The sequence below is a fragment of the Microbacterium thalassium genome (genome assembly GCF_014208045.1).
Classification (GTDB): domain Bacteria; phylum Actinomycetota; class Actinomycetes; order Actinomycetales; family Microbacteriaceae; genus Microbacterium; species Microbacterium thalassium.
In genome coordinates, this window is sequence record NZ_JACHML010000001.1 from 1667552 (window position 1) to 1687733 (window position 20182).

Below are 20182 nucleotides of genomic sequence, written 5' to 3' on the forward strand. Positions count from 1 at the left end.
CGTTATGCTCGACGTGTCGCGACTGGCGTTGAGGTGGGTGACCACCGGGGAGCGACCGACTACGGCATTCGACCGCACGCCTGGGCCGATACGTCCCCCGCCACGGAGCCCGCATAGCCGCAGTCAAGGAGATCGCCATGACCGATCCGCACTTCAACGCCCCGCTCGCAGAGGTCGACCCCGAGATCGCCGAGGTGCTCGAGCGCGAACTGGCCCGCCAGCGCTCGTTCCTCGAGATGATCGCGTCCGAGAACTTCGTCCCCGTGTCGGTCCTGCAGTCGCAGGGATCGGTGCTGACGAACAAGTACGCCGAGGGGTACCCGGGCCGCCGCTACTACGGCGGCTGCGAAGAGGTCGACGTCGCCGAGGAGCTCGCGATCGAGCGCGCCAAGGCGCTGTTCGGCGCGGAGTTCGCCAACGTCCAGCCGCACTCGGGCGCGTCGGCGAACGCCGCTGTCCTGCACGCGATCGCCCGGCCCGGCGACACGATCCTCGGACTCTCGCTCGACCACGGCGGTCACCTGACGCACGGCATGAAGATCAACTTCTCGGGCCGTCTCTACAACGTGGTCGCCTACGGCGTGAACCCCGAGACGAGCGTCATCGACATGGACGAGGTGCGCCGTCTCGCCATCGAGCACCAGCCGAAGGTCATCATCGCCGGGTGGTCGGCCTATCCGCGTCAGCTCGACTTCGCCGCCTTCCGCGCGATCGCCGACGAGGTCGGCGCGCTGCTGTGGGTGGACATGGCGCACTTCGCCGGGCTCGTGGCCGCGGGCGTGCACCCGTCGCCCGTGCCGCATGCGCATGTCGTGTCGTCGACCGTGCACAAGACCATCGGCGGTCCCCGTTCGGGCTTCATCCTGACCAATGACGCCGACATCGCCAAGAAGATCAACTCGGCGGTGTTCCCCGGTCAGCAGGGCGGCCCGCTCATGCACGTCATCGCGGCGAAGGCCACGGCCTTCAAGCTCGCGGCGACCCCCGAGTTCCGCGAGCGGCAGGAGCGCACGGTGCGCGGCGCCGCCATCCTGGCCGAGCGTCTCTCGCAGCCGGACGTCGCCGGCGCCGGCATCTCGGTGCGCTCGGGCGGCACGGATGTCCACCTCGTGCTGGTGGACCTGCGCGACGCCGAGATCGACGGCAAGCAGGCCGAGGACCTGCTGCACGAGATCCACATCACCGTCAACCGCAACGCGGTGCCGAACGACCCGCGTCCGCCGATGATCACGTCGGGCCTGCGCATCGGCACCCCGGCGCTCGCGACGCGCGGCTTCGGCGACGCGGAGTTCACCGAGGTCGCCGACATCATCGCGCTCGCGCTCCAGCCCGGGGCCGACATCGCGGCCCTCCGGGCGCGCGTCGACGCGCTCGCGACGGCTTTCCCGCTCTACCCCGGGCTCACGCAGTAGGAGAGCATCGAGGCTGGCGGTTCGCCGCGACCGACCGTAAGATACCTATGAGCATAGGTATTCGGGTTGGCGGTTCGACGAGGAACGCCGGGCATCGGCATCCGCTCATCGGAAGAGAAGACGCCGGATGCGGCGCGCGACGCCGATGATGGGGTGCGCGCTTCAGAGAGGAAGATCATGACGGCACAGGTTCTGGACGGCAAGGCGGCCTCGGCCGCGATCAAGGACGAGCTCGCCCAGCGGGTCGCGGCTCTCAAGGAGAAGGGCATCACGCCCGGCATCGCCACGGTGCTCGTCGGCGCCGACCCGGCGTCGCAGCTGTACGTGGGGATGAAGCACAAGCAGTCCGAGGCCATCGGGATGAACTCGATCCAGCGCGAGCTGCCGGCCGACGCGACCCAGGAGGACGTCGAGGCGCTCATCGACGAGCTCAACGCCGACCCGGAGTGCCACGGCTACATCGTGCAGCTGCCGCTGCCGAAGCACCTCGACACCGACGCGATCCTCGAGCGCATCGACCCCGAGAAGGACGCCGACGGACTGCACCCGACGAACCTCGGGCGCCTGGTGCTGAACGTCAACACCCCGATCACGTCGCCGCTGCCGTGCACGCCCCGCGGCGTCATCGAGCTGCTGGTGCGCAACGGCTACGAGCTCGCCGGCAAGCACGTCGTCGTGGTCGGCCGCGGCGTCACGATCGGTCGCTCGATCGGGCTGCTGCTCACACGGCGCGAGTACAACGCCACCGTGACCCTGACCCACACCGGCACAAAGGACCTGGGGCATCACCTGCGTCAGGCCGACGTCATCGTGGGCGCGGCGGGCGTCAAGCACATCGTGCGTCCCGAGGACGTCAAGCCCGGCGCCGCGGTGCTCGATGTCGGCGTCACGCGCGAAGACGACCCCGAGACCGGCAAGAGCAAGGTCTACGGCGACATCCACCCCGACGTCGCAGAGGTCGCCGGCTGGCTCTCGCCGAACCCCGGGGGAGTGGGCCCGATGACGGTGGCGCTGCTGATGACGAACGTGGTGGAGGCCGCCGAGCGCGCAGCCGGCTGAGTCGCTCGCGCGGCGTCGGAGAATTCACACGACGTCCGAGGATTCGCGCCCGAATCCTCCTGCGGAACGCGGATTCTCCTGCGGAACGGACGCGCTCAGCCGTTGCCGAGCTCGTCGAGCATGCGGCGCTGCTCGTCGGTGAGCCCGTCCTGCAGTTCGCGGCGGCCCGCGGTGCTCTCGGGGGATTCGGATGCCGTGGCTGCGGCATCCGTCGTGCCCTCGCGCCCGAGCGCGCGGTCGTAGAGCCCCGCCGCGTGCCCCTCGACGCGGTCGTCGACGACGTCGTAGATCGCCCAGCCGATGAGCAGGAAGACCGGGGGCAGGATCCAGCCCCAGAACCAGCCCCCGACGCTCACGCCCGACAGCAGCACCGTCGCGACCCACACGAGGAACGCCACGGCGACGGCGAGCATGAACTCGACGAGCTTCTCGCCGAGCTTCGTTCGCTGGTGGGCGGACTTCGCGGCCATCGAGGCGAACCAGCGGTGCACGAGCGGCTTGATCCAGATGACGATGGCCGTCAGCACGATCCCCGCCCACAGTGCGGACCAGCCGACGCGCGCCGGCGTGAACCACCCGATGAGCAGCAGCACCGCGATGTTGAACACCAGCAGCGACGCGAACCGGACCACCCATTTCCTCATGCGACCACTGTGCCACGGCGGGCGGTCACGAGACCGACACGAGACGATCCAGGTCGTCGGCCGGCAGATCGTCGGCGACCGCGGTGACCGTCATGTCGACCAGCTCGGTGCGCCCGGAGAGGATCGTGAGGAAGGCCGTGTCGGCGGCGTCGCGGCCGGTGGCGATCCGCACCAGCGTCTCGCGCGGCGCCAGCGTGGTGGCATCGACCACGCACCACGCGCCGCCGATCCACGCCTCGGCGACCGCGTGGAAGTCCATGGGGTCGAGGCCCGGGGCATACACCGACACGAGTCGTGCGGGCACGCCGGTCGCGCGCAGGAGCGCGACGCTCAGATGCGCGAAATCGCGGCACACGCCCTTGCGGGCGAGGAGTGTGCGCTGGGCGCCGTCCGTCGGCAGGCTCGAGCCCGGCACGTACGCCAGCCGCGTGCCCACCCAGGAGGAGACCGCCGTCAGCAGCGTCGCGTTGCCATCGAGGCCATCGAACTCGGCCGCCGCGGTGGGCGCCAGCGCATCCGACTCGGCGTACCTGCTCGGCCGGCTGTAGACGACGCGCTCCACCGGGTCGCCGGGGAGCGGGTCCGCGGCGCCGTCTATGCGTGCTTCGTACTCGACGACGAGCTCGCCGGTGCCGGGCGTCACGCGATGCAACCGCGTGCCGTGGGCGTCCTCCCACTCCTGGACCTCCAACGGGTCCCCGTCAAGAGTGACGACGAGGGACTCCTCTGCGGGCGAGTACTGCCTGGCCACGGCGACCGACAGCACCAGCTCCGCCGGCTCGAGGACGTTCAGGACGATGCGGCTCGTGACCTCTCTCTGCATGCGGACAGCGTGACAGACCGAGGTTGCACGTCGGGGGCCCTTTCCCGCGCGGGGCGGGCGTGGTACGGCGTGTTCCACACGACCGCCGCGCGCCGGCGGCCGCGCGGCATGATGGACGGATGAAGACGATCCAGATCCGCCGCTACGTCCTCGCCCCGGGTGAGTACGACGCCTTCCTGGCGTGGTACGACCAGTGGATCCCCGGTCCGCGGGCCGCCCAGGGGTTCACGATCGAGTTCGCCTACGGCATCCGAGACACGAACCAGTTCGTGTGGGCAGTGAGCGCGCCGGTGGACGCCGACACCTTCCGCGAGATGGACGCGGGGTGGAGGGCATCGGACGCCCGCGCGGCGGCATTCGCCGGGCAGCCGGACCGGATCGTCTCGGCCGACGTGCAGCTGGTGACCGACATCAAGACCTGAGCCGCGGCGGGTTGGTGGCCGCCATGGACGGTCGGCTCGCGCAGATGTACGCCGTGGACAGCGCCGGGACCTGAGCGTCGAGGCATGATGGGCGATGCCGCGTGTGGGCATCCCACGACCCGCATCCGATCTCGAGGAGTGCGCTGTGACCGATATCCGTGAGGACGAACTGCTCGCGAGCGTCCCGGACGGGCTGTTCATCGGAGGCGAATGGCTCGCCGCCGAGGGCGGCCGCACCCTGGTCGTGCGCGACCCCGCGACGGGCGACGTCGTCAAGGAGATTGCCGACGCGACACCGGCCGACGGCATGGCGGCGCTGGACGCCGCGGTCGACGCCTTCCCCACGTGGGCGGCGACGCCGGCCCGCGAGCGCGCCGAGCTGCTGCGTCGGGCCTTCGACCTGCTGATGGAGCGCAAGGAGGAGTTCGCCCTCCTGATGACGATCGAGATGGGCAAGCCTCTCGCCGAGGCCCGCGGCGAGGTCGCCTACGGTGCCGAGTTCGTCCGCTGGTTCAGCGAGGAGGCGGCGCGCATCAGCGGCCGGTACGGGCCGAACCCCGAGGGCACCGGTCGCATGATCGTGTCGCAGCATCCGGTGGGACCGGCATTCCTCATCACTCCGTGGAACTTCCCGCTGGCGATGGCGACCCGCAAGATCGCCCCGGCGATCGCCGCCGGCTGCACGGTGGTCATCAAGCCCGCTGAGCTCACGCCGCTGACGACCCTGTACTTCGCGAAGCTGCTCGAGGACGCGGGCCTGCCCAAGGGGGTCGTCAACGTGTTCACCACGTCCACGTCGGGCGCGGTATCGGAGCCGATCATCCGCGACCCGCGCCTGCGGAAGCTCTCGTTCACCGGATCCACGCCGGTCGGGCAGCGGCTGCTCGAGCAGGCCGCCCAGGGCGTGCTGCGCACATCGATGGAGCTGGGCGGCAACGCGCCGTTCATCGTGTTCGACGACGCCGACCTCGACAAGGCGGTCGACGGCGCGATCCTGGCGAAGTTCCGCAACATCGGCCAGGCGTGCACCGCAGCCAACCGCTTCATCGTGCACCGCGACGTCGTCGACGAGTTCGCCCGCCGCGTCACCGACCGGGTCAAGCAGATGAAGGTCGGCCGAGGCACGGAGGACGGCGTCACGATCGGCCCGCTAATCGACGACCGTGCGGTCGCGAAGGCGGCGGCGCTGGTCGGCGATGCCGTCGAGCGGGGCGCTCAGGTGACCACGGGCGGCAGCGCGATCGAGGGGGCGGGGACGTTCTATGCGCCCACCGTGGTCGCCGACGTGCGCGAGGGCAGCGACATCCTGCGCGAGGAGATCTTCGGACCGGTGCTCGCGATCGTCCCGTTCGAGGACGAGGACGACGCCGTGCGCATCGCCAACGACACCGAGTACGGACTGGTCTCCTACGTCTTCACCGAGAACCTCGCCCGCGGTCAGCGCATGATCGAGCGTCTCGAGACCGGCATGATGGGCCTGAACGCGGGCGTCGTCTCGAACGCGGCGGCGCCGTTCGGCGGCTGGAAGATGTCGGGCCTGGGCCGCGAAGGCGGCGCCGAGGGCATCCACGAATACCTGCAGACGAAGTACACGCTCACGCCGAACCCGTTCTGAGCGGGCTCGGCGCTCAGGCCAGGATCGAGAAGCCGAACATCCGGACGCCCCGGCCGGCACGGCGCGGCATCCTCCTCGTCATCGCCGCGGCGCCCCGACCCTGTCGGAGCCGGCGGGCAGGATGGGCCCATGGACCGACGCCGGCTGCGGCACGCGCGTCTGCGCGCGCATCGACTGAGCGCGCCGGCGGCGAGCGTCGCCGATGCGGCGCAGCGCATGCTCGCCGTGCAGGCCCAGGACTTCCGCGGCGGGCGCTGGGCCCTGGGCGTGCGCACCCGCGGCACCGCCACCATCGCGCAGGTCGACGCGGCGTTCGATCGCGGTGACATCGTGCGATCGTGGACGATGCGGGGCACGCTCCACATCGCGCCGGCACGCGACCTGTCGTGGATCCTGGACGTCACCGCCGAGCGGCAGTTCCGCGCGGCGGCAGCGCCCCGGCGCCGCGAGGGGATCGACGAGGACGACCTCGTGCGCGCCGAGCGCGTCGTGCGATCGGCCCTGCGCGGCGGCGGCCGGCTCACCCGCGCCGAACTGTTCGCTCTGCTGGACGGCGGGGGAGTGCCGACGCAGGGTCAGCGCGGCTACCACGTGCTCACGAGCCTGTCGCTTCGCCGCGTCGTCGTTCAGGGTCCGGTGGTCGAGCGCGGGGGTGCGCTTTCGCGCGAGCAGCACATCGTGCTGTTCGACGACTGGACCGCGGATGCCGCCTCCCCCGACGATCCGGTCGCGGAGCTGTTCGCGCGCTACATCGCCGGACACGGCCCGGCGACCGCGGCCGATTTCGCGTGGTGGGCGGCGCTGCCGATCGGCGCGGCGCGTCAGGCCGCCGAGGCGGCCGCGGACGCCGTCGAGCAGGTCCCGGGGGAGGGCGAGCCGCGCTTCGTGTCGGCATCCGCTCCACCTCGCCGCTCCGCCGCGGCATCCCGTGTGATCGCCCTGCCGCCGTTCGACGAGTACTACCTCTCGTACGCGGATCGCACGGGCGTCTGCGACGCAGAGCTGCTCGACCGGGTCGGGCCCGGGAAGAACGGCATGGTCGCTGCCGTCCTCCTCGCCGACGGCGACGTTGTCGGCCGGTGGACGCATGCGGCCGCGCTCGCCGGTCGGCGCGACGAGCCGGCAGGCCGGCTGTTCGCGCCGGACGCCGCCACGCCGGACGAGGTCGACGCGGCGCTCGCCCGGTATCGCGCATTCGTCACCGTCTGACGGGCGCCGAGCCGCGCGCCCTACGCGTGCCGGTCGAGGAACGCGTACACGTCGTTGTCGTCCACGCCCGGGAACGCCCCGCGCGGAAGCGGTGTGAACATCTGCATGTGCACGCGGGCGCTCGGCCACGCCTTGCCCTGCCAGCGCTCGGTGCTCTGGGCCGGTGCGCGGCGGCAGCACGACTCGTCCGGGCACGTCGAGACGGCGCGATTCTGCGTCTCGCGGCCTCGGAACCACCGCGCGTCGTCGAACGGCACACCCACGGTGATGGAGAACTCGCCGTCGGCGGTGGTGCCGGTCTGCGACGAGTCCCAGTACGTGCCGGCCGGGGTGTCGGTGTACTGGTAGTGCTCGGTCGTGCGGTTCTGCTCAGAGAACGCCTGGCGGGCCGAGAAGTTCCGGCACGCGATCTGCCCGTCGACCGCGCCGGTGACATCGATGGGCAGCGGCAGGTCGTCGTTCTCGTACACGCGGTTGATCGCTCCCGCCCCGTCGACGCGCATGAAGTGGAGGCGGATGCCGAGGTGGTGCGTCGCGAGATTGGTCAGGCGCATCCCGGCCGCCTCGTGGGTCACGCCGAATGCGTCGCGGAAGTCCTCGACCGCCAGGTCGCGTTCCTTCTTGGCCTGCTGGAGGAACGCGACCGACGCCGTCTCGGGCATCAGGCAGCACGCGGCGTAGTAGTTGATCTCGAGTCGCTGCTGCAGGAAGTCGGCGTAGTCGGTGGGCCGCCGGTGCCCGAGGAGCCGGTGGGCCATCGCCTGCAGCGCCATCGAGCGCAGGCCGTGTCCGCCCGGGATCGACGCCGGGGGCAGGTAGATGCGGCCGTTCTCGAGATCGGTGATCGACCGGGTCGAGCGCGGCAGGTCGCTGACGTAGATGAGCTCGAAGCCGAGCTGATCGGCCATGATGCTCACGGTGCGGTGGGTGAGCGCTCCCGAGACGTGCCCCGCGGCCTTGAGCTGCTTCTCGGCGAGCTTCTCGATGTCGGGCAGGTAGTTGTCGACGGCCCGCATCCGCAGGCGCAGCTCGGTGTTGGCCCGGCGCGCCTCCTCGGGCGTCGCGATCGCCTCGCGCTCGCGGCGCTGCAGCTCGCGGTGCATGCCCAGGATCGACTCGATCGTCTCGTCGCTCATGCCCTTGGTGACCTTCACCGGCGCGATCCCGAGCTGACGGAACACCGTCGAGGACTGCGCCTTCTCGAGCTCGATCTCGAGGGCCGCGCGGCGGTTGGGGGGCTCCGACGACAGCAGCTCGGTGACCTCGACGCCCGTCGCCTGGGCGATGGCCTGCAGCAGCGACAGCTTCGGCTCGCGCTTGCCGTTCTCGATGAGGCTCAGCTGGGATCCGGCGACTCCGACCAGCTCGCCGAGCTCGTCGAGGGTGTAGCCGTGGGACACGCGCTCGTGTCGGATGCGGTGGCCGAGGGTCGACAGTTCCAGCTGCGTGGGCGTCATTCCTTCATGATAGTGAAAGAATCGCGACTCTTTACGCCCGGTTTGTGCCGAAAGAGGGGTTGGAGGCGGTGAAAGTGGACTCAGAACTCGAATCTGAACGCCCCGCAGACAAAGGAGCACCGCGATGGCCCTCGCCGACATCTTCACCCGGCCCGTCCAGACCGTCCCGTCGGGAGGAGCGCGCAGCACGTTCGGCGCGACGCCCGCCGTCGAGGGCGAGGGCATGGATGCCCTCCGGGCGTGGGTCGACGAGATCGCAGCGCTCACCAAGCCCGACGCCATCCACTGGGTCGACGGCTCGCGTGCCGAGAACGACGCGCTGCTTCGTCAGCAGGTCGACGAGGGCAAGCTCATCAAGCTGAACCCCGAGTGGCGCCCCGGCTCGTACCTCGCCCGTTCGCACCCGAGCGATGTCGCCCGCACCGAGTCGCGCACGTTCATCTCGTCCGAGCGCGAGGCGGACGCAGGTCCCACCAACAACTGGGTCGCCCCGGCGGAGATCCGCGAGACCATCACGCCGCTCTTCGACGGATCGATGCGCGGACGCACGATGTACGTCGTGCCGTTCTCGATGGGCGCCGTCGGCGGTCCGCTGTCGCACATCGGCGTTCAGGTCACCGACAGCGCGTACGCGGTCACCTCGATCGAGGTCATGACCCGCGTCGGCACCGAGGTCCTGAAGGAGATCGCCGCGGGCGCCCCGTGGGTCAAGACGGTCCACTCCGTCGGCGCGCCGCTCGAGCCCGGCGAGAAGGACGTCGCGTGGCCCTGCAACGACGACAAGTACATCGTCCACTTCCCCGACACCCTCGAGGTCTGGTCGTACGGCTCCGGCTACGGCGGCAACGCCATCCTCGCGAAGAAGTGCTTCGCGCTGCGCATCGCCTCGGTGATCGGCCGCGACGAGGGCTGGCTCGCCGAGCACATGCTCCTCATCCGCGTCATCTCGCCGGCCGGCAAGGCGTACCACGTCGCGGCGGCCTTCCCGTCGGCCTGCGGCAAGACCAACCTCGCGATGCTGCGTCCGACGATCCCCGGCTGGCGGGTCGAGACGCTCGGCGACGACATCGCGTGGCTGCGTCCCGGTGAGGACGGGCGCCTGTGGGCCATCAACCCCGAGGCCGGCTTCTTCGGCGTCGCGCCCGGCACCGGCGAGTCCACGAACATCACCGCGGTCGAGACGCTGTGGGGCAACACGATCTTCACGAACGTGGCGCTCCGCCCCGACGGCGACGTCTGGTGGGAGGGCCTGACCGACGAGGCCCCCGCAGAACTGATCGACTGGGAGGGCAACCACTGGACCCCGGACTCGGGTCGTCCCGCCGCCCACCCCAACTCGCGCTTCACCGTCAGCGCCGGCCAGTGCCCGCAGATCGCGCCCGACTGGGAGCGCCCCGAGGGCGTGCCGCTGGACGCGATCCTGTTCGGCGGGCGCCGCGCGACGAACGTGCCGCTCGTGGTCGAGGCCACCGACTGGACCCACGGCGTGTTCATGGGCTCCAACATCTCCTCCGAGCGGACCGCCGCCGCCGAGGGCACGGTCGGCGAGCTGCGCCGCGACCCCTTCGCGATGCTGCCCTTCTGCGGCTACAACATGGCCGACTACTTCGGCCACTGGCTGAAGGTCGGGCAGGCCCTGCGCCACGACCGCGCGCCCCGCATCTTCCAGGTCAACTGGTTCCGCAAGGGCAGCGACGGCCGGTTCCTGTGGCCCGGGTTCGGCGACAACGCGCGCGTCATCGACTGGATCATCCGCCGAGTCGAGGGCGGCGTCGACGCGCAGGAGAGCGCGATCGGGCGCCTGCCGAAGACGGAGGACCTCAACCTCGACGGCGTCGAGGTGCCGCAGGAGGACCTCGACGAGCTGTTCTCGGTCGACACGGCCTCGTGGCTGCGCGAGACCGACCTCACGGAGGAGTTCTACGCGACGTTCGACGGCAAGGTGCCCGCGGCGCTGACGGCCGAGCTGGAGTCGCTGCGGTACCGCCTCAAGCGCGGCTGATGCCCTGACCGCCTGCCACGATGCGCCGCTTCCCGGCGGGGCATCGTGCATGGACGGCAGGCAGGGCTATACGAGCAGCTGGTGCTTGGCCAGGTCGCGGTACAGGGGCGTCGTCTCCACGAGCTCGGAGTGCGTGCCCTGGCCGACGACGCGTCCGTGCTCCATGACCACGATCAGGTCGCTGTCGACCACCGTCGAGAGGCGGTGGGCGATGACGACCAGGGTGCGGCCGGCGGCGACGGCGTCGATCGCCTCGCGCATGCGCTGCTCGTTGAGGCCGTCGAGCGACGACGTCGACTCGTCCAGCAGCAGGATCGGGGGAGCGGCCAGCAGCGCCCGGGCGATCGCGAGGCGCTGGCGCTCGCCGCCCGACAGCATGACACCCGACTCGCCGACCGGCGCCTCGAGCCCCAGGGGACTCCGGTCGAGCACCTCGCCGAGGTTGACGGCTCGCAGCACGCGCTCGCAGTCGGCATCCGTCGCATCGGGTGAGGCGAGACGCAGGTTGTCGGCGATGGTGCCGGCGAGCGTCGGCGCGTCCTGCTCGACGTAGCCGAGCTGCGCGCGCAGGTCGGCCCGGTCGAGGGTGCGCACGTCCTGCCCGTCGAGCAGGATCGCGCCTCCGGTCGGGTCGTAGAACCGCTCGATGAGGGCGAGGGTGGTGGACTTGCCGGCGCCCGACGGGCCGACGAGGGCCACCCGCGATCCGCGCGGGACGTCGAACGAGACACCGTGCAGCACCTCGCCGCGATCGGATGCCGCCTCCGCCGCGCCGGCGTCGGCGGCATCCGCGTCGAGGGGCACCGAGGAGACGTCCACGTGGGCGTTCTCGAGCAGCGCGCGGGCCTCGGTCTCGGCCGTGCGGCGCGCGGCGACGACGTTCTCGGGGTACGCGAAGCGGACGTCGCGGAAGGCGATCGCGGCGGGCTCCTCGTCCCGGGGCTCGGCGGCCGGCTCCACGGATGCGGCGATCTCGGCATCCCGCGTCGTCTCGGTCGGGAGGTCCAGCACCTCCTGGATGCGGCCGAGGGCGCCGAGGGCCTGGTTGACCGACGTGATCGCGCCGAAGAAGGTGCCCAGCGGCGCGATCAGCATGAACAGGAACATCACGAAGGTCACGAGGGCGGCGATCGTGATCGCACCCGACGCGACGCGGAAGCCGCCGAAGCCGAGCACGACCAGCAGCGACACCTGCAGGGCGATGCCGGCGATCGGCACGACGAGCGCCGAGACCTTCGCGATCCGCACGCCGATGCCGTACGCCTCGCGCGCGAGGCCGGTGACCGCGGCCTCCTCGCGCTCGCCGGCACCGGCGGCGCGCACCGTGCGGATCGAGCCGACGGCGCGCTCGACGCCCGACGCGAGCTCGCCCACCTTCTCCTGCTGCTGGGCGGTGGCGCGGCGGATGCGGCCGCTGAGCAGCACGACTCCGGCCACCGAGATCCCGATGACCACCACGATCGCCAGCAGCAGCACGGGGTCGATGATCGCCATCGCCACGAGCGCCCCGAGGAAGATGAGGGAGTTTCCGACGGCATCCGCCAGCCCCTGCGTGAGGACCGCGTACAGGAGCGTCGTGTCGGTGCCCACGCGCGAGACGAGGTCGCCGGTGCGGCGCGCGTCGAACTCGCTGATCGGCAGGTGCAGGATGCGCGCGATGAGGCTGCGCCGGCTCGAGAACACCACGGCGGTGCCGGTGCGCTGCAGCAGGTAGTGCTGGAAGCCCGAGATGAGGGATGCCGTCACCACGAGCGCGACGAGGAGCCAGACGAGCATGCCGAGGGTGTCGCCGGCCTGCACGAGCGTGATGACCTGGCCGACCACGAGCGGCTGGGCGAGCGTGAGCACGGCGCCGACGACGCTCAGGATCGCGACGATGACGAGCACGCGGGAGTGCTCGAACAGGAACGGGAGCAGCTGGCGGAAGCTCGCGCGGGGGCCGTCCTGCTGGCGGCGGCCGCGGCGGCGCGCGCTGGTGGTGGTGGACATGGATCGCGTCCTCGATTCGGCGGGAGGGGCCGGTTCGCCCGTCTCAATTCTCCCCGACGGCCGGAGCCCCCCGCGCCCGCGTGCCGCCGGTGGCCGGGTGCGCGCGAACCTGCGGTGAGTCGATGTCGGCCGTCGCGGCTAGAGTGTTCCGGTGCCAGAACCTGTGATCCGCGCCGACGGGCTCGTCAAGGCCTACAAGGTCAAGGGCAAGCCGGACTTCCTCGCCGTCGACGGCCTCTCGTTCGAGGTCGCCCCGGGGGAGTCGTTCGGACTGCTCGGCCCCAACGGCGCCGGCAAGTCGACGACGATGAAGATGATCGGCGCCGTCTCGGGCCGGACCGGCGGCCAGCTCAGCATCCTCGGCCTGGACCCCGACCGCAACGGACCCGAGATCCGGTCGCGGCTGGGCGTCGTGCCGCAGCAGGACAACCTCGACGGCGAGCTCAACGCGCGCGAGAACCTCTACATCTACGGGCGCTACTTCGGCCTGCCGGGCCGGGTCTGCGCGCAGAAGGCCGACGAGCTGCTCGCCTTCGCGCAGCTCGAGGACAAGGCCAGGTCCAAGGTCGACCAGCTCTCGGGCGGCATGAAGCGGCGCCTGACGATCGCGCGCGGTCTCATCAACGACCCCCGCATCCTGCTGCTGGACGAGCCCACGACCGGCCTGGACCCGCAGGCGCGGCACGTGCTGTGGGATCGCCTGTTCCGCCTCAAGGAGCGCGGCACGACGCTCGTGCTGACCACGCACTACATGGACGAGGCCGAGCAGCTGTGCGACCGCCTCATCGTGGTCGACAAGGGTCGCATCATGGCCGAGGGGACCCCGGCGTCGCTCATCCGCGAGCACTCCAGCCGCGAGGTGCTCGAGGTGCGCTTCGGCTCGGACCGCAACGAGCAGGTGGCGGGGCAGCTTCAGGGCATCGGCGATCGCATCGAGGTGCTTCCCGACCGCATCCTGGTGTACGCCCACAACGGCGAGGTCGCGCTCGAAGAGGTCGCCGCCCGCGGGCTGCACCCCGTCACGAGCCTCGTGCGCCGCTCGAGCCTCGAGGACGTCTTCCTGCGTCTGACCGGAAGGTCGCTGATCGAATGAGCGCGCCCGATCCGGCGACGCGGGGCACGGATGCCGCGACCGCGGCCCCGACCCTCGACGAGCTGCGCGCCGAGGCGATGGAATGGGGGCGCAAGCCGCGCCTGCGTGGCACGTGGTACGTCACCGAGCACATGGTCCGCGCGATGCGCGCCTACGGCTGGACGATCATCGTCGGAGCGTTCGGGCAGCCGGTGCTGTATCTGCTGGGCCTTGCCGTCGGTCTCGCCGCACTCATCCAGCAGCCGGTCGACGATGGCGGCCAGCAGGTGCCGTACCTGGTGTTCGTCGCTCCCGCGCTGCTGATGACCTCGGCGATCTCGGTGGCGACCGAGGAGTTCACGTATCCGGTCATGGCGGGCTTCAAGTGGCGCCGGTACTTCTTCGGCTTCAGCGCGTCGCCGCTGTCGTCACGCCAGATCGCGAACGGCGTCGTGGCCGGCGCGATGGCGCGCATGGGCGTGACCGTCGTGTTGTACTTCGCCTTCGTCATGCTGTTCTTCACGTGGCTGCAGCCCGACGCGACGACGCCCGCGACGGCCTGGCTCATGATCTTCATCGGCGTGCTCGGCGGTCTCGCGTTCGGCATTCCGCTGATGGCATACGCCGCCTCGATCGAGGACGACAAGGGCCAGTTCGCGCTCGTGCAGCGGTTCGTCTTCATGCCGATGTTCCTGTTCTCGGGCACGTTCTACCCGCTGACGGTGCTGCCGGTGTGGCTGCAGTGGATCGGCTGGATCTCGCCGCTGTGGCACGCCTCCGAACTCGGCCGCGTCGTCGCCTACGGCAAGGACGTCGACCCGGCGATGATCACCGTCCACATCGTGTACCTGCTCGTGCTCGCCACGGTCGGCCTCGTGCTGTCGTGGCGTCTGTTCGGACGGCGGCTGGCACGGTGACCACGGCGCAGGCTCAGATCCCGGTCGCATCCCGCGGCGGCGGCGTCCGTGCGCTGTGGGCGGGCAACCCCCAGTCGGTCATCCAGCGCGGCCTCATCGCGGCGCGCTCGTCGAGTTGGCTGATCGTGCTGTCCGGCTTCTTCGAGCCGGTGTTCTACCTGGCGTCGATGGGCATCGGCCTGGGGTCCATGATCGGCGACGTCGAGACCTCGCAGGGGGTGTCGGTGCCGTACGCCGCCTTCATCGCGCCGGCGCTGCTGGCCGTCGCGGCGATGAACGGCGCGATCTACGACTCCACGTGGAACGTCTTCTTCAAGCTCAACTACGGAAAGCTCTACGAAGGCATGCTGGCGACCTCGCTCGGGCCGCTCGACGTCGCCCTCGGGGAGATCCTCTACGCGCTGCTGCGCGGGCTGCTGTACGCCACCGGATTCATGATCATCATGCAGGTGCTGGGGCTCAACCTCGCCTGGACCGCCGTGCTGGCACTGCCGGCGGTGCTGCTCATCGCCTTCGGGTTCGCCAGCATCGGCATGGCGGTCACGAGCTACATGAAGACCTTCCAGCACATGGACTGGATCAACATCGTGCTGCTGCCGATGTTCCTGTTCTCGGCGACCCTGTATCCGATCGCGATCTACCCCGAGTGGGTGCAGGGCGTCATCATGGCGTTCCCGCTGTGGCACGGTGTCGAGCTCGTCCGCGGACTCACCACCGGCATGCTGTCGGTCGATCTGCTGTGGCACGTGGCGTACTACCTCGTGATGATCGCGTTCGGCCTGGTCTTCACCACGCGGCGACTGCGCGCCCTGTTCCTCGATTGAGCGAACCGCCGAAGACGACGGATGCCGCAGGCCCGGGGGCCTGCGGCATCCGATCGAAAGGTGATGGTCAGCGCCAGAGCACGGCGATCGCGGCGTTGGCGAACGTGAGCGCGCCCACCGACCAGAACAGTGCCGGCGACAGCGAATCGGTCCTGCGCTGGCGTGCCATGCCGATGCCCAGGAGCGCGCCGATGACGAGGAGGATCACGAGCTTCACGCCGAGCTTGACGTAGTTGAGCTCCCACTCGATCCCGAAGGGCGCCGCGAGGATGATGCCGGCGACCGCGGCGATCAGCAGGCCCCAGTTCATCAGCTGCGTGAAGCGGATGCGGCGGTGGACCGCCTCGTTCACCCACGTTCCGAACAGGACGGCGAAGCCGATGAGGTGGACCAGCACGACGACGTGGCGAAGGATCTCCATGCGTCGAGCCTAGTGGGCCGGGCGCCCGTGCCCTGTCAGCACAAGGGGTGGCGCGCATCCGCGTGCGCTGGCCATAATGGCGAGCGTCGGCCCCGTGGGAGCGGCCGGCGGGTCTAGGGAGTCGACGATGGACGACGGGGGACCGGCGGTCGCCTTCTCGGGCGTGTACGAGGGCGTGGTCTCGGGTGCCGCCGCCACGCTGACGCTCGAGCGTCAGGGGGACCGCGCGGAAGGCGACCTGAACGTCGCCGGCTATGCGTACCGCGTCGTCGGAGCCGTCACCGGCGAGCGATTCTCCGGCGAACTGGTGGATCCGACGCTGGGCGGCCGGGTGCCGCTGCTGGGCGCCGCGATCCCCGAGGGGATCGCGCTCGACGCCGGCGGCGGTCCGATGCCGTTCCACCGCCCGGACGGCGACACGCCGGTGCCCGAGGCGACCGGGGAGCCCTCGACGGGGCGCATTCCCATTCCGCCCGCGGAGGACGTCCCCGAGGGCCTGGATCCGGACGTCGTCGGCCAGTGGCGCCGCACCGAGACGATGGCGTCCGGTGACTTCACGATGGCGTCCGACTACTTCCTCGCGGTGGCCGGCGACGGGACGTTCGAGTCCGCCAACGGAGGCAGCGCGGGCAGCATGGGCACCGTGTCCAGCGGCGTCGAGGTCACCGCTCGCGGGCGCTGGCGCGTGCGGGGCGACCTGATCCTGCTCGACGAGGGCTGGGGCTACCAGCCGTTCGCGCACTACCAGGCGGCCGGGACCAAGCTGATGTTCGTCTTCGGGGACGGCAGCCGTCAGATCTGGGATCGCATCGGCTGACGCGCCGTCGCCCGTCAGACCCTCGCGCGCAGCTCCCGCAGCGCGATCGCGGTCCGCAGCGCCGCATCCGCCGCCTCGTGACCCTTGTCCTCCTTCGACCCGGGCAGGCCCGCCCGGTCGATGCCCTGCTGCTCGTCGTCCAGGGTGAGCACGCCGAAGCCGACGGGCTTGCCGGTGTCGAGCGCCACGCGGGTGAGCCCCTCGGTGGCGGCCGACGACACGAACTCGAAGTGGGGCGTGCCGCCGCGGATGATGACGCCGAGGGCGACGACCGCATCGGCTCCGGCCTCGAGTGCGGCCTTGCTGACGACCGGCAGCTCGAACGAGCCGGGGACGCGCACCAGGCGCCACGAAGCCCCGGCCGCCTCGAGCGTGCGCTCGGCGCCGGCGATCAGGCCGTCGCTGATCTCGTCATGCCAGGTCCCGGCGACGATCACGACGTCCAGGCCGGCTCCGTCGACGACGCCGGCGGCCTGCGGCGATCCCTTCCCGCTCATCGGGTCTCTCCTTCGGTGAGGTGGTTCTCGTGCATCCGGGCGATCGCGTCGGCGAAGTCGACGTCGTCGATCACATGGCCCATGCGGTCGCGCTTGGTCGCCAGGTACTGGTGGTTGTTCGGGCCGACGCCGACCAGCAGCGGCACCTGCTCGACGATGTCGAGTCCGAGTTCGCGCAGCTGATCGACCTTGTCGGTGTTGTTGGTGAGCAGGCGCACCGCGTCGACCCCGAGGTCGGCGAGGATGCCCGCGGCGGCGGCGTAGTCGCGGGCGTCGGCGGGCAGGCCCAGCGCCAGATTCGCGTCGACGGTGTCGAGGCCGCGCTCCTGCAGGCTGTAGGCGCGCAGCTTGTTGATCAGGCCGATGCCGCGACCCTCGTGGCCGCGCATGTAGACGACGATCCCGCCGTCCCGCTCGATCGCGTCGAGCGCCGCGTTCAGCTGGGAGCCGCACTCGCACTTGAGCGAGCCGAACGCCTCACCGGTGAGGCACTCCGAGTGCACCCGCACGAGGGGCGGGTCCTCGGTCAGGTCGCCCGACACGACGGCGATGTGGTCGGTGCCGGTGACGCGGTCCTTGTAGGCGAGGAACCGGAAGCTGCCGTGGACCGTCGGCACGACCGACTCGGCCCGCAGGCTCACGCGGCGCCGGTGGGGCACCGGGCGGGTGTCCTCGGTGAGCGGCTCCTGCTCTTCGAGGTACGCGATCAGCTGCTCGATCGTGATCACGGGCACGCCGTACTCGGCGCCCATCTCCTGCAGTCCCGGCAGGCGCATCATGCTGCCGTCCTCGGCGACGACCTCGCCGATCACGCCGACCGGGGCGAGCCCGGCCAGACGCGTGAGCTCGACGGCGGCCTCGGTGTGCCCGGCGCGTTCGCGGACGCCGCCGTCGACCGCGCGCAGCGGCAGCACGTGCCCGGGACGGATAACGCTCGACGGCGTCGACGCGGGGTCCGCGAGCACGTTGAGGGTGTGTGCGCGGTCTGCCGCGCTGATGCCCGTCGAGACGCGGTCGGCGGCATCCACGCTCACCGTGTACGCGGTGCCGCGCGCGTCTTCGTTGTTCTCCACCATCGGGGGGAGGTCGAGGCGGTCGGCCCAGTCCGCCGGCATCGGCGCGCACAGGAAGCCGCTCGTCCAGCGGACCGTCCAGGCGACCCACTCCGGTGTGGCCAGTTCCGCCGACAGGATGACATCGCCCTCGTTCTCGCGGTTCTCGTCGTCGGCGACGATGACCGGACGCCCCGCGCGCAGCGCGTCGAGGGCCTCGGGGATGGTGGCAAGGCTCATCGGGAGCCTCCTTCGGTCGGGACGGCCGCGGCCGTCGGGGTGAAAGCCAGCAGGCGCTGCACATGCCGCGCCAGGATGTCGGTCTCGAGGTTGACGCGGTCGCCGGCGCCGCGCGCGCCCAGCGTCGTCGCGGCGAGCGTCTCGGGGATGAGCGAGACCTCGAACCATGCCGGGGAGGCCGACGCGTCCGAGACCGCACTCACGGTGAGCGAGACGCCGTCGACGGCGATCGAGCCCTTGTCGACCACGAGGGGCGCGAGGGCGGCCGGCAGGCCGATGCGGACGACCTGCCACTGCTCGCCCGGACGCACCTCGAGCACGTCGCCGGTGCCGTCGATGTGGCCCTGCACGATGTGGCCGCCCAGGCGGCCGTGGGCGGCGGTGGCGCGCTCGATGTTCACCGGACGGCCGGCGGCGACGCCGGCGAGCGTCGACATGTCCAGCGTCTGCCGCATCACGTCGGCGGTGAACCAGTCCTCGCCCTGGTCGACGACCGTCAGGCACACGCCGCTGACGGCGATGGAGTCGCCGTGGGCGGCATCCGTCACCGCCTTCGGCGCGCGCACGGTCACGCGCACGCCGTCGCCGGCGGGCTCGACCGCGGTGACCTCTCCGATCTCTTCGACGATGCCGGTGAACATCAGCTGTCTCCTTCGGTGACGGGGCGGGCGACGATCAGCAGATCGTCGCCGAGGGATTCGACGGCGGCGACGGCGAGCCGCCGGGCGTCGGCGATCGTGCCGACGCCGATGTCGTCGAGCGCGAGGCGGGGCCCGCCCAGCAGGACGGGGGCGATGTAGGCGAGGACCTCGTCGGCGAGGCCCGCCCGCAGGAAGGCGCTGGCGACGGTGGGCCCGCCCTCCACGAACACCCGCTGCACGCCGCGGGAGCGCAGGTCCTCGAGGGCGGCCGGAAGATCGCCGGGGTACTGCAGCAGGGGCCGCGGATGCCGGCGGACGGCGGCATCCGCCGGAATGTCGCGGCGGCCGAGCACCACCGGGATCGGCTGGTCGGGACCGAGTCCGCCGTCGGGTGTGCGGGCGGTGAGGGCGGGGTCGTCGGCGAGGACCGTGCCGACGCCGGCGAGTATCGCGTCGGCCGCCGCGCGGCGACGATGGACGTCGGCGCGGGCGGCGGGCCCGGTGATCCACTGGCTCGTGCCGTCGGCGGCGGCCGCGCGACCGTCGAGGCTCTGGGCCCACTTGACGGTGACGTGCGGGCGCCCGAGCCGCTGGACCTCCAGCCACGATCCGAGCAGATCGACCGCGGCCTCGCTCTCGACATCCGCCTCGACCTCGACGTCGGCGGCGCGCAGACGCGCGGCGCCACCCGAGGAGTTCGCGCCCGGATCGGGCGTCGCATAGACGACGCGTGCGATCCCGGCGGAGATGAGGGCCTCGGAGCAGGGACCGGTGCGACCGGTGTGGTTGCACGGCTCGAGGGTCACCACCGCGGTCGCGCCCTCGGCCGCGCGCGGGTCGAGGCGGGCCAGCGCGTCGACCTCGGCGTGCGCGGTGCCGGCGCCGCGGTGCCAGCCCTCGGCGACGATGTCTCCGGCGGGCGAGAGGATGACGGCGCCGACCTGCGGGTTCAGACCGCGCGGCCCGCGGCGGGCGAGCTGGAGCGCGCGCCGCATCGCCGCGCGCTCGATGTCGCTCGCCGCCATGTCCGCCGCCTCGTCTTCCGGTCCGCTCGGGCACCGGGGCAACG

General features: G+C 71.2%; 19 protein-coding genes and 1 riboswitch. Of the genes, 10 read left to right on the forward strand and 9 right to left on the reverse strand.

Annotated features, from left to right (window positions below):
• Nucleotides 1-8: 8 nt before the first annotated feature.
• A riboswitch (ZMP/ZTP riboswitch) is annotated at nucleotides 9-93 on the forward strand.
• Between the two features lie 44 nt (nucleotides 94-137).
• Together glyA and HD594_RS07655 are read left to right on the forward strand one after the other, a co-directional pair.
• Nucleotides 138-1412 carry a serine hydroxymethyltransferase gene (glyA, locus tag HD594_RS07650; RefSeq protein WP_184750374.1) on the forward strand — a complete coding sequence of 425 codons (1275 nt, stop codon included), beginning with the start codon at nucleotides 138-140 and terminating at the stop codon, nucleotides 1410-1412.
• Nucleotides 1413-1589: 177 nt separating this feature from the next.
• The gene (locus tag HD594_RS07655) at nucleotides 1590-2471 is read left to right on the forward strand and encodes a bifunctional methylenetetrahydrofolate dehydrogenase/methenyltetrahydrofolate cyclohydrolase (RefSeq protein ID WP_184750375.1); all 882 of its coding nucleotides are present in this window, start codon (nucleotides 1590-1592) and stop codon (nucleotides 2469-2471) included.
• Nucleotides 2472-2566: 95 nt separating this feature from the next.
• On the opposite strand, the gene HD594_RS07660 is transcribed toward HD594_RS07655, so the two are convergent.
• On the reverse strand, nucleotides 2567-3115 hold the full coding sequence (locus HD594_RS07660; protein WP_184750376.1) for a hypothetical protein: 549 nt from the start codon (nucleotides 3113-3115) through the stop codon (nucleotides 2567-2569).
• Nucleotides 3116-3140: 25 nt separating this feature from the next.
• Nucleotides 3141-3938 (reverse strand): transglutaminase-like domain-containing protein, encoded by a 798-nt coding sequence (locus HD594_RS07665; protein ID WP_184750377.1) that lies wholly within the window; start codon nucleotides 3936-3938, stop codon nucleotides 3141-3143.
• Nucleotides 3939-4057: 119 nt separating this feature from the next.
• On the opposite strand from HD594_RS07665, the gene HD594_RS07670 reads away from it, so the two are divergent.
• The 3 genes from HD594_RS07670 (at nucleotide 4058) to HD594_RS07680 (ending at nucleotide 7184) form a co-directional block, all read left to right on the forward strand.
• Nucleotides 4058-4360 (forward strand): hypothetical protein, encoded by a 303-nt coding sequence (locus tag HD594_RS07670; RefSeq protein ID WP_184750378.1) that lies wholly within the window; start codon nucleotides 4058-4060, stop codon nucleotides 4358-4360.
• Between the two features lie 145 nt (nucleotides 4361-4505).
• Entirely contained in the window at nucleotides 4506-5975 is a 1470-nt protein-coding gene (locus HD594_RS07675) for an NAD-dependent succinate-semialdehyde dehydrogenase (protein ID WP_271171183.1), read from the forward strand.
• Between the two features lie 129 nt (nucleotides 5976-6104).
• Nucleotides 6105-7184: a winged helix DNA-binding domain-containing protein gene (locus HD594_RS07680; protein ID WP_184750380.1), complete on the forward strand. Its 1080-nt coding sequence runs from the start codon at nucleotides 6105-6107 to the stop codon at nucleotides 7182-7184.
• 20 nt (nucleotides 7185-7204) lie between these two features.
• Here the strand turns inward: HD594_RS07680 and HD594_RS07685 are convergent, their stop codons facing one another.
• Complete coding sequence (locus HD594_RS07685; protein WP_184750381.1) at nucleotides 7205-8641, reverse strand: helix-turn-helix transcriptional regulator; 1437 nt, start codon at nucleotides 8639-8641, stop codon at nucleotides 7205-7207.
• A gap of 124 nt (nucleotides 8642-8765) precedes the next feature.
• Here HD594_RS07685 and HD594_RS07690 point away from each other — a divergent pair, with 124 nt between their 5' ends.
• Nucleotides 8766-10643: a phosphoenolpyruvate carboxykinase (GTP) gene (locus HD594_RS07690; RefSeq protein WP_184750382.1), complete on the forward strand. Its 1878-nt coding sequence runs from the start codon at nucleotides 8766-8768 to the stop codon at nucleotides 10641-10643.
• Nucleotides 10644-10709: 66 nt separating this feature from the next.
• On the opposite strand, the gene HD594_RS07695 is transcribed toward HD594_RS07690, so the two are convergent.
• Nucleotides 10710-12632: an ABC transporter ATP-binding protein gene (locus HD594_RS07695; protein ID WP_184750383.1), complete on the reverse strand. Its 1923-nt coding sequence runs from the start codon at nucleotides 12630-12632 to the stop codon at nucleotides 10710-10712.
• Nucleotides 12633-12783: 151 nt separating this feature from the next.
• On the opposite strand from HD594_RS07695, the gene HD594_RS07700 reads away from it, so the two are divergent.
• The 3 genes from HD594_RS07700 to HD594_RS07710 are packed head-to-tail and all read left to right on the forward strand — an operon-like array spanning nucleotide 12784 to nucleotide 15445.
• A complete protein-coding gene (locus tag HD594_RS07700; RefSeq protein ID WP_184750384.1) occupies nucleotides 12784-13725 on the forward strand; it encodes an ABC transporter ATP-binding protein in 942 nt (313 codons plus the stop codon).
• Entirely contained in the window at nucleotides 13722-14621 is a 900-nt protein-coding gene (locus HD594_RS07705) for an ABC transporter permease (RefSeq protein ID WP_184750385.1), read from the forward strand. The genes HD594_RS07700 and HD594_RS07705 overlap by 4 nt, the downstream gene beginning before the upstream one ends.
• Nucleotides 14618-15445, forward strand: a complete 828-nt coding sequence (locus HD594_RS07710) for an ABC transporter permease (RefSeq protein WP_184750386.1) — start codon at nucleotides 14618-14620, stop codon at nucleotides 15443-15445. The genes HD594_RS07705 and HD594_RS07710 overlap by 4 nt, the downstream gene beginning before the upstream one ends.
• A 67-nt stretch (nucleotides 15446-15512) precedes the next feature.
• On the opposite strand, the gene HD594_RS07715 is transcribed toward HD594_RS07710, so the two are convergent.
• Complete coding sequence (locus HD594_RS07715) at nucleotides 15513-15866, reverse strand: Fe-S protein (RefSeq protein ID WP_184750387.1); 354 nt, start codon at nucleotides 15864-15866, stop codon at nucleotides 15513-15515.
• A gap of 127 nt (nucleotides 15867-15993) precedes the next feature.
• On the opposite strand from HD594_RS07715, the gene HD594_RS07720 reads away from it, so the two are divergent.
• On the forward strand, nucleotides 15994-16683 hold the full coding sequence (locus tag HD594_RS07720) for a hypothetical protein (RefSeq protein WP_184750388.1): 690 nt from the start codon (nucleotides 15994-15996) through the stop codon (nucleotides 16681-16683).
• A 14-nt stretch (nucleotides 16684-16697) separates the two neighbouring features.
• Here the strand turns inward: HD594_RS07720 and ribH are convergent, their stop codons facing one another.
• From ribH to ribD, 4 genes are read right to left on the reverse strand one after another with little or no spacing between them, the layout of a single operon-like run.
• Complete coding sequence (ribH, locus tag HD594_RS07725; protein ID WP_184750389.1) at nucleotides 16698-17180, reverse strand: 6,7-dimethyl-8-ribityllumazine synthase; 483 nt, start codon at nucleotides 17178-17180, stop codon at nucleotides 16698-16700.
• Nucleotides 17177-18472: a GTP cyclohydrolase II gene (ribA, locus tag HD594_RS07730; protein WP_184750390.1), complete on the reverse strand. Its 1296-nt coding sequence runs from the start codon at nucleotides 18470-18472 to the stop codon at nucleotides 17177-17179. Before ribA ends, ribH begins: the two co-directional genes overlap by 4 nt.
• A complete protein-coding gene (locus HD594_RS07735; RefSeq protein WP_184750391.1) occupies nucleotides 18469-19113 on the reverse strand; it encodes a riboflavin synthase in 645 nt (214 codons plus the stop codon). Before HD594_RS07735 ends, ribA begins: the two co-directional genes overlap by 4 nt.
• Entirely contained in the window at nucleotides 19113-20138 is a 1026-nt protein-coding gene (ribD, locus tag HD594_RS07740) for a bifunctional diaminohydroxyphosphoribosylaminopyrimidine deaminase/5-amino-6-(5-phosphoribosylamino)uracil reductase RibD (RefSeq protein ID WP_184750392.1), read from the reverse strand. The genes HD594_RS07735 and ribD overlap by 1 nt, the downstream gene beginning before the upstream one ends.
• Nucleotides 20139-20182 lie beyond the last annotated feature (44 nt).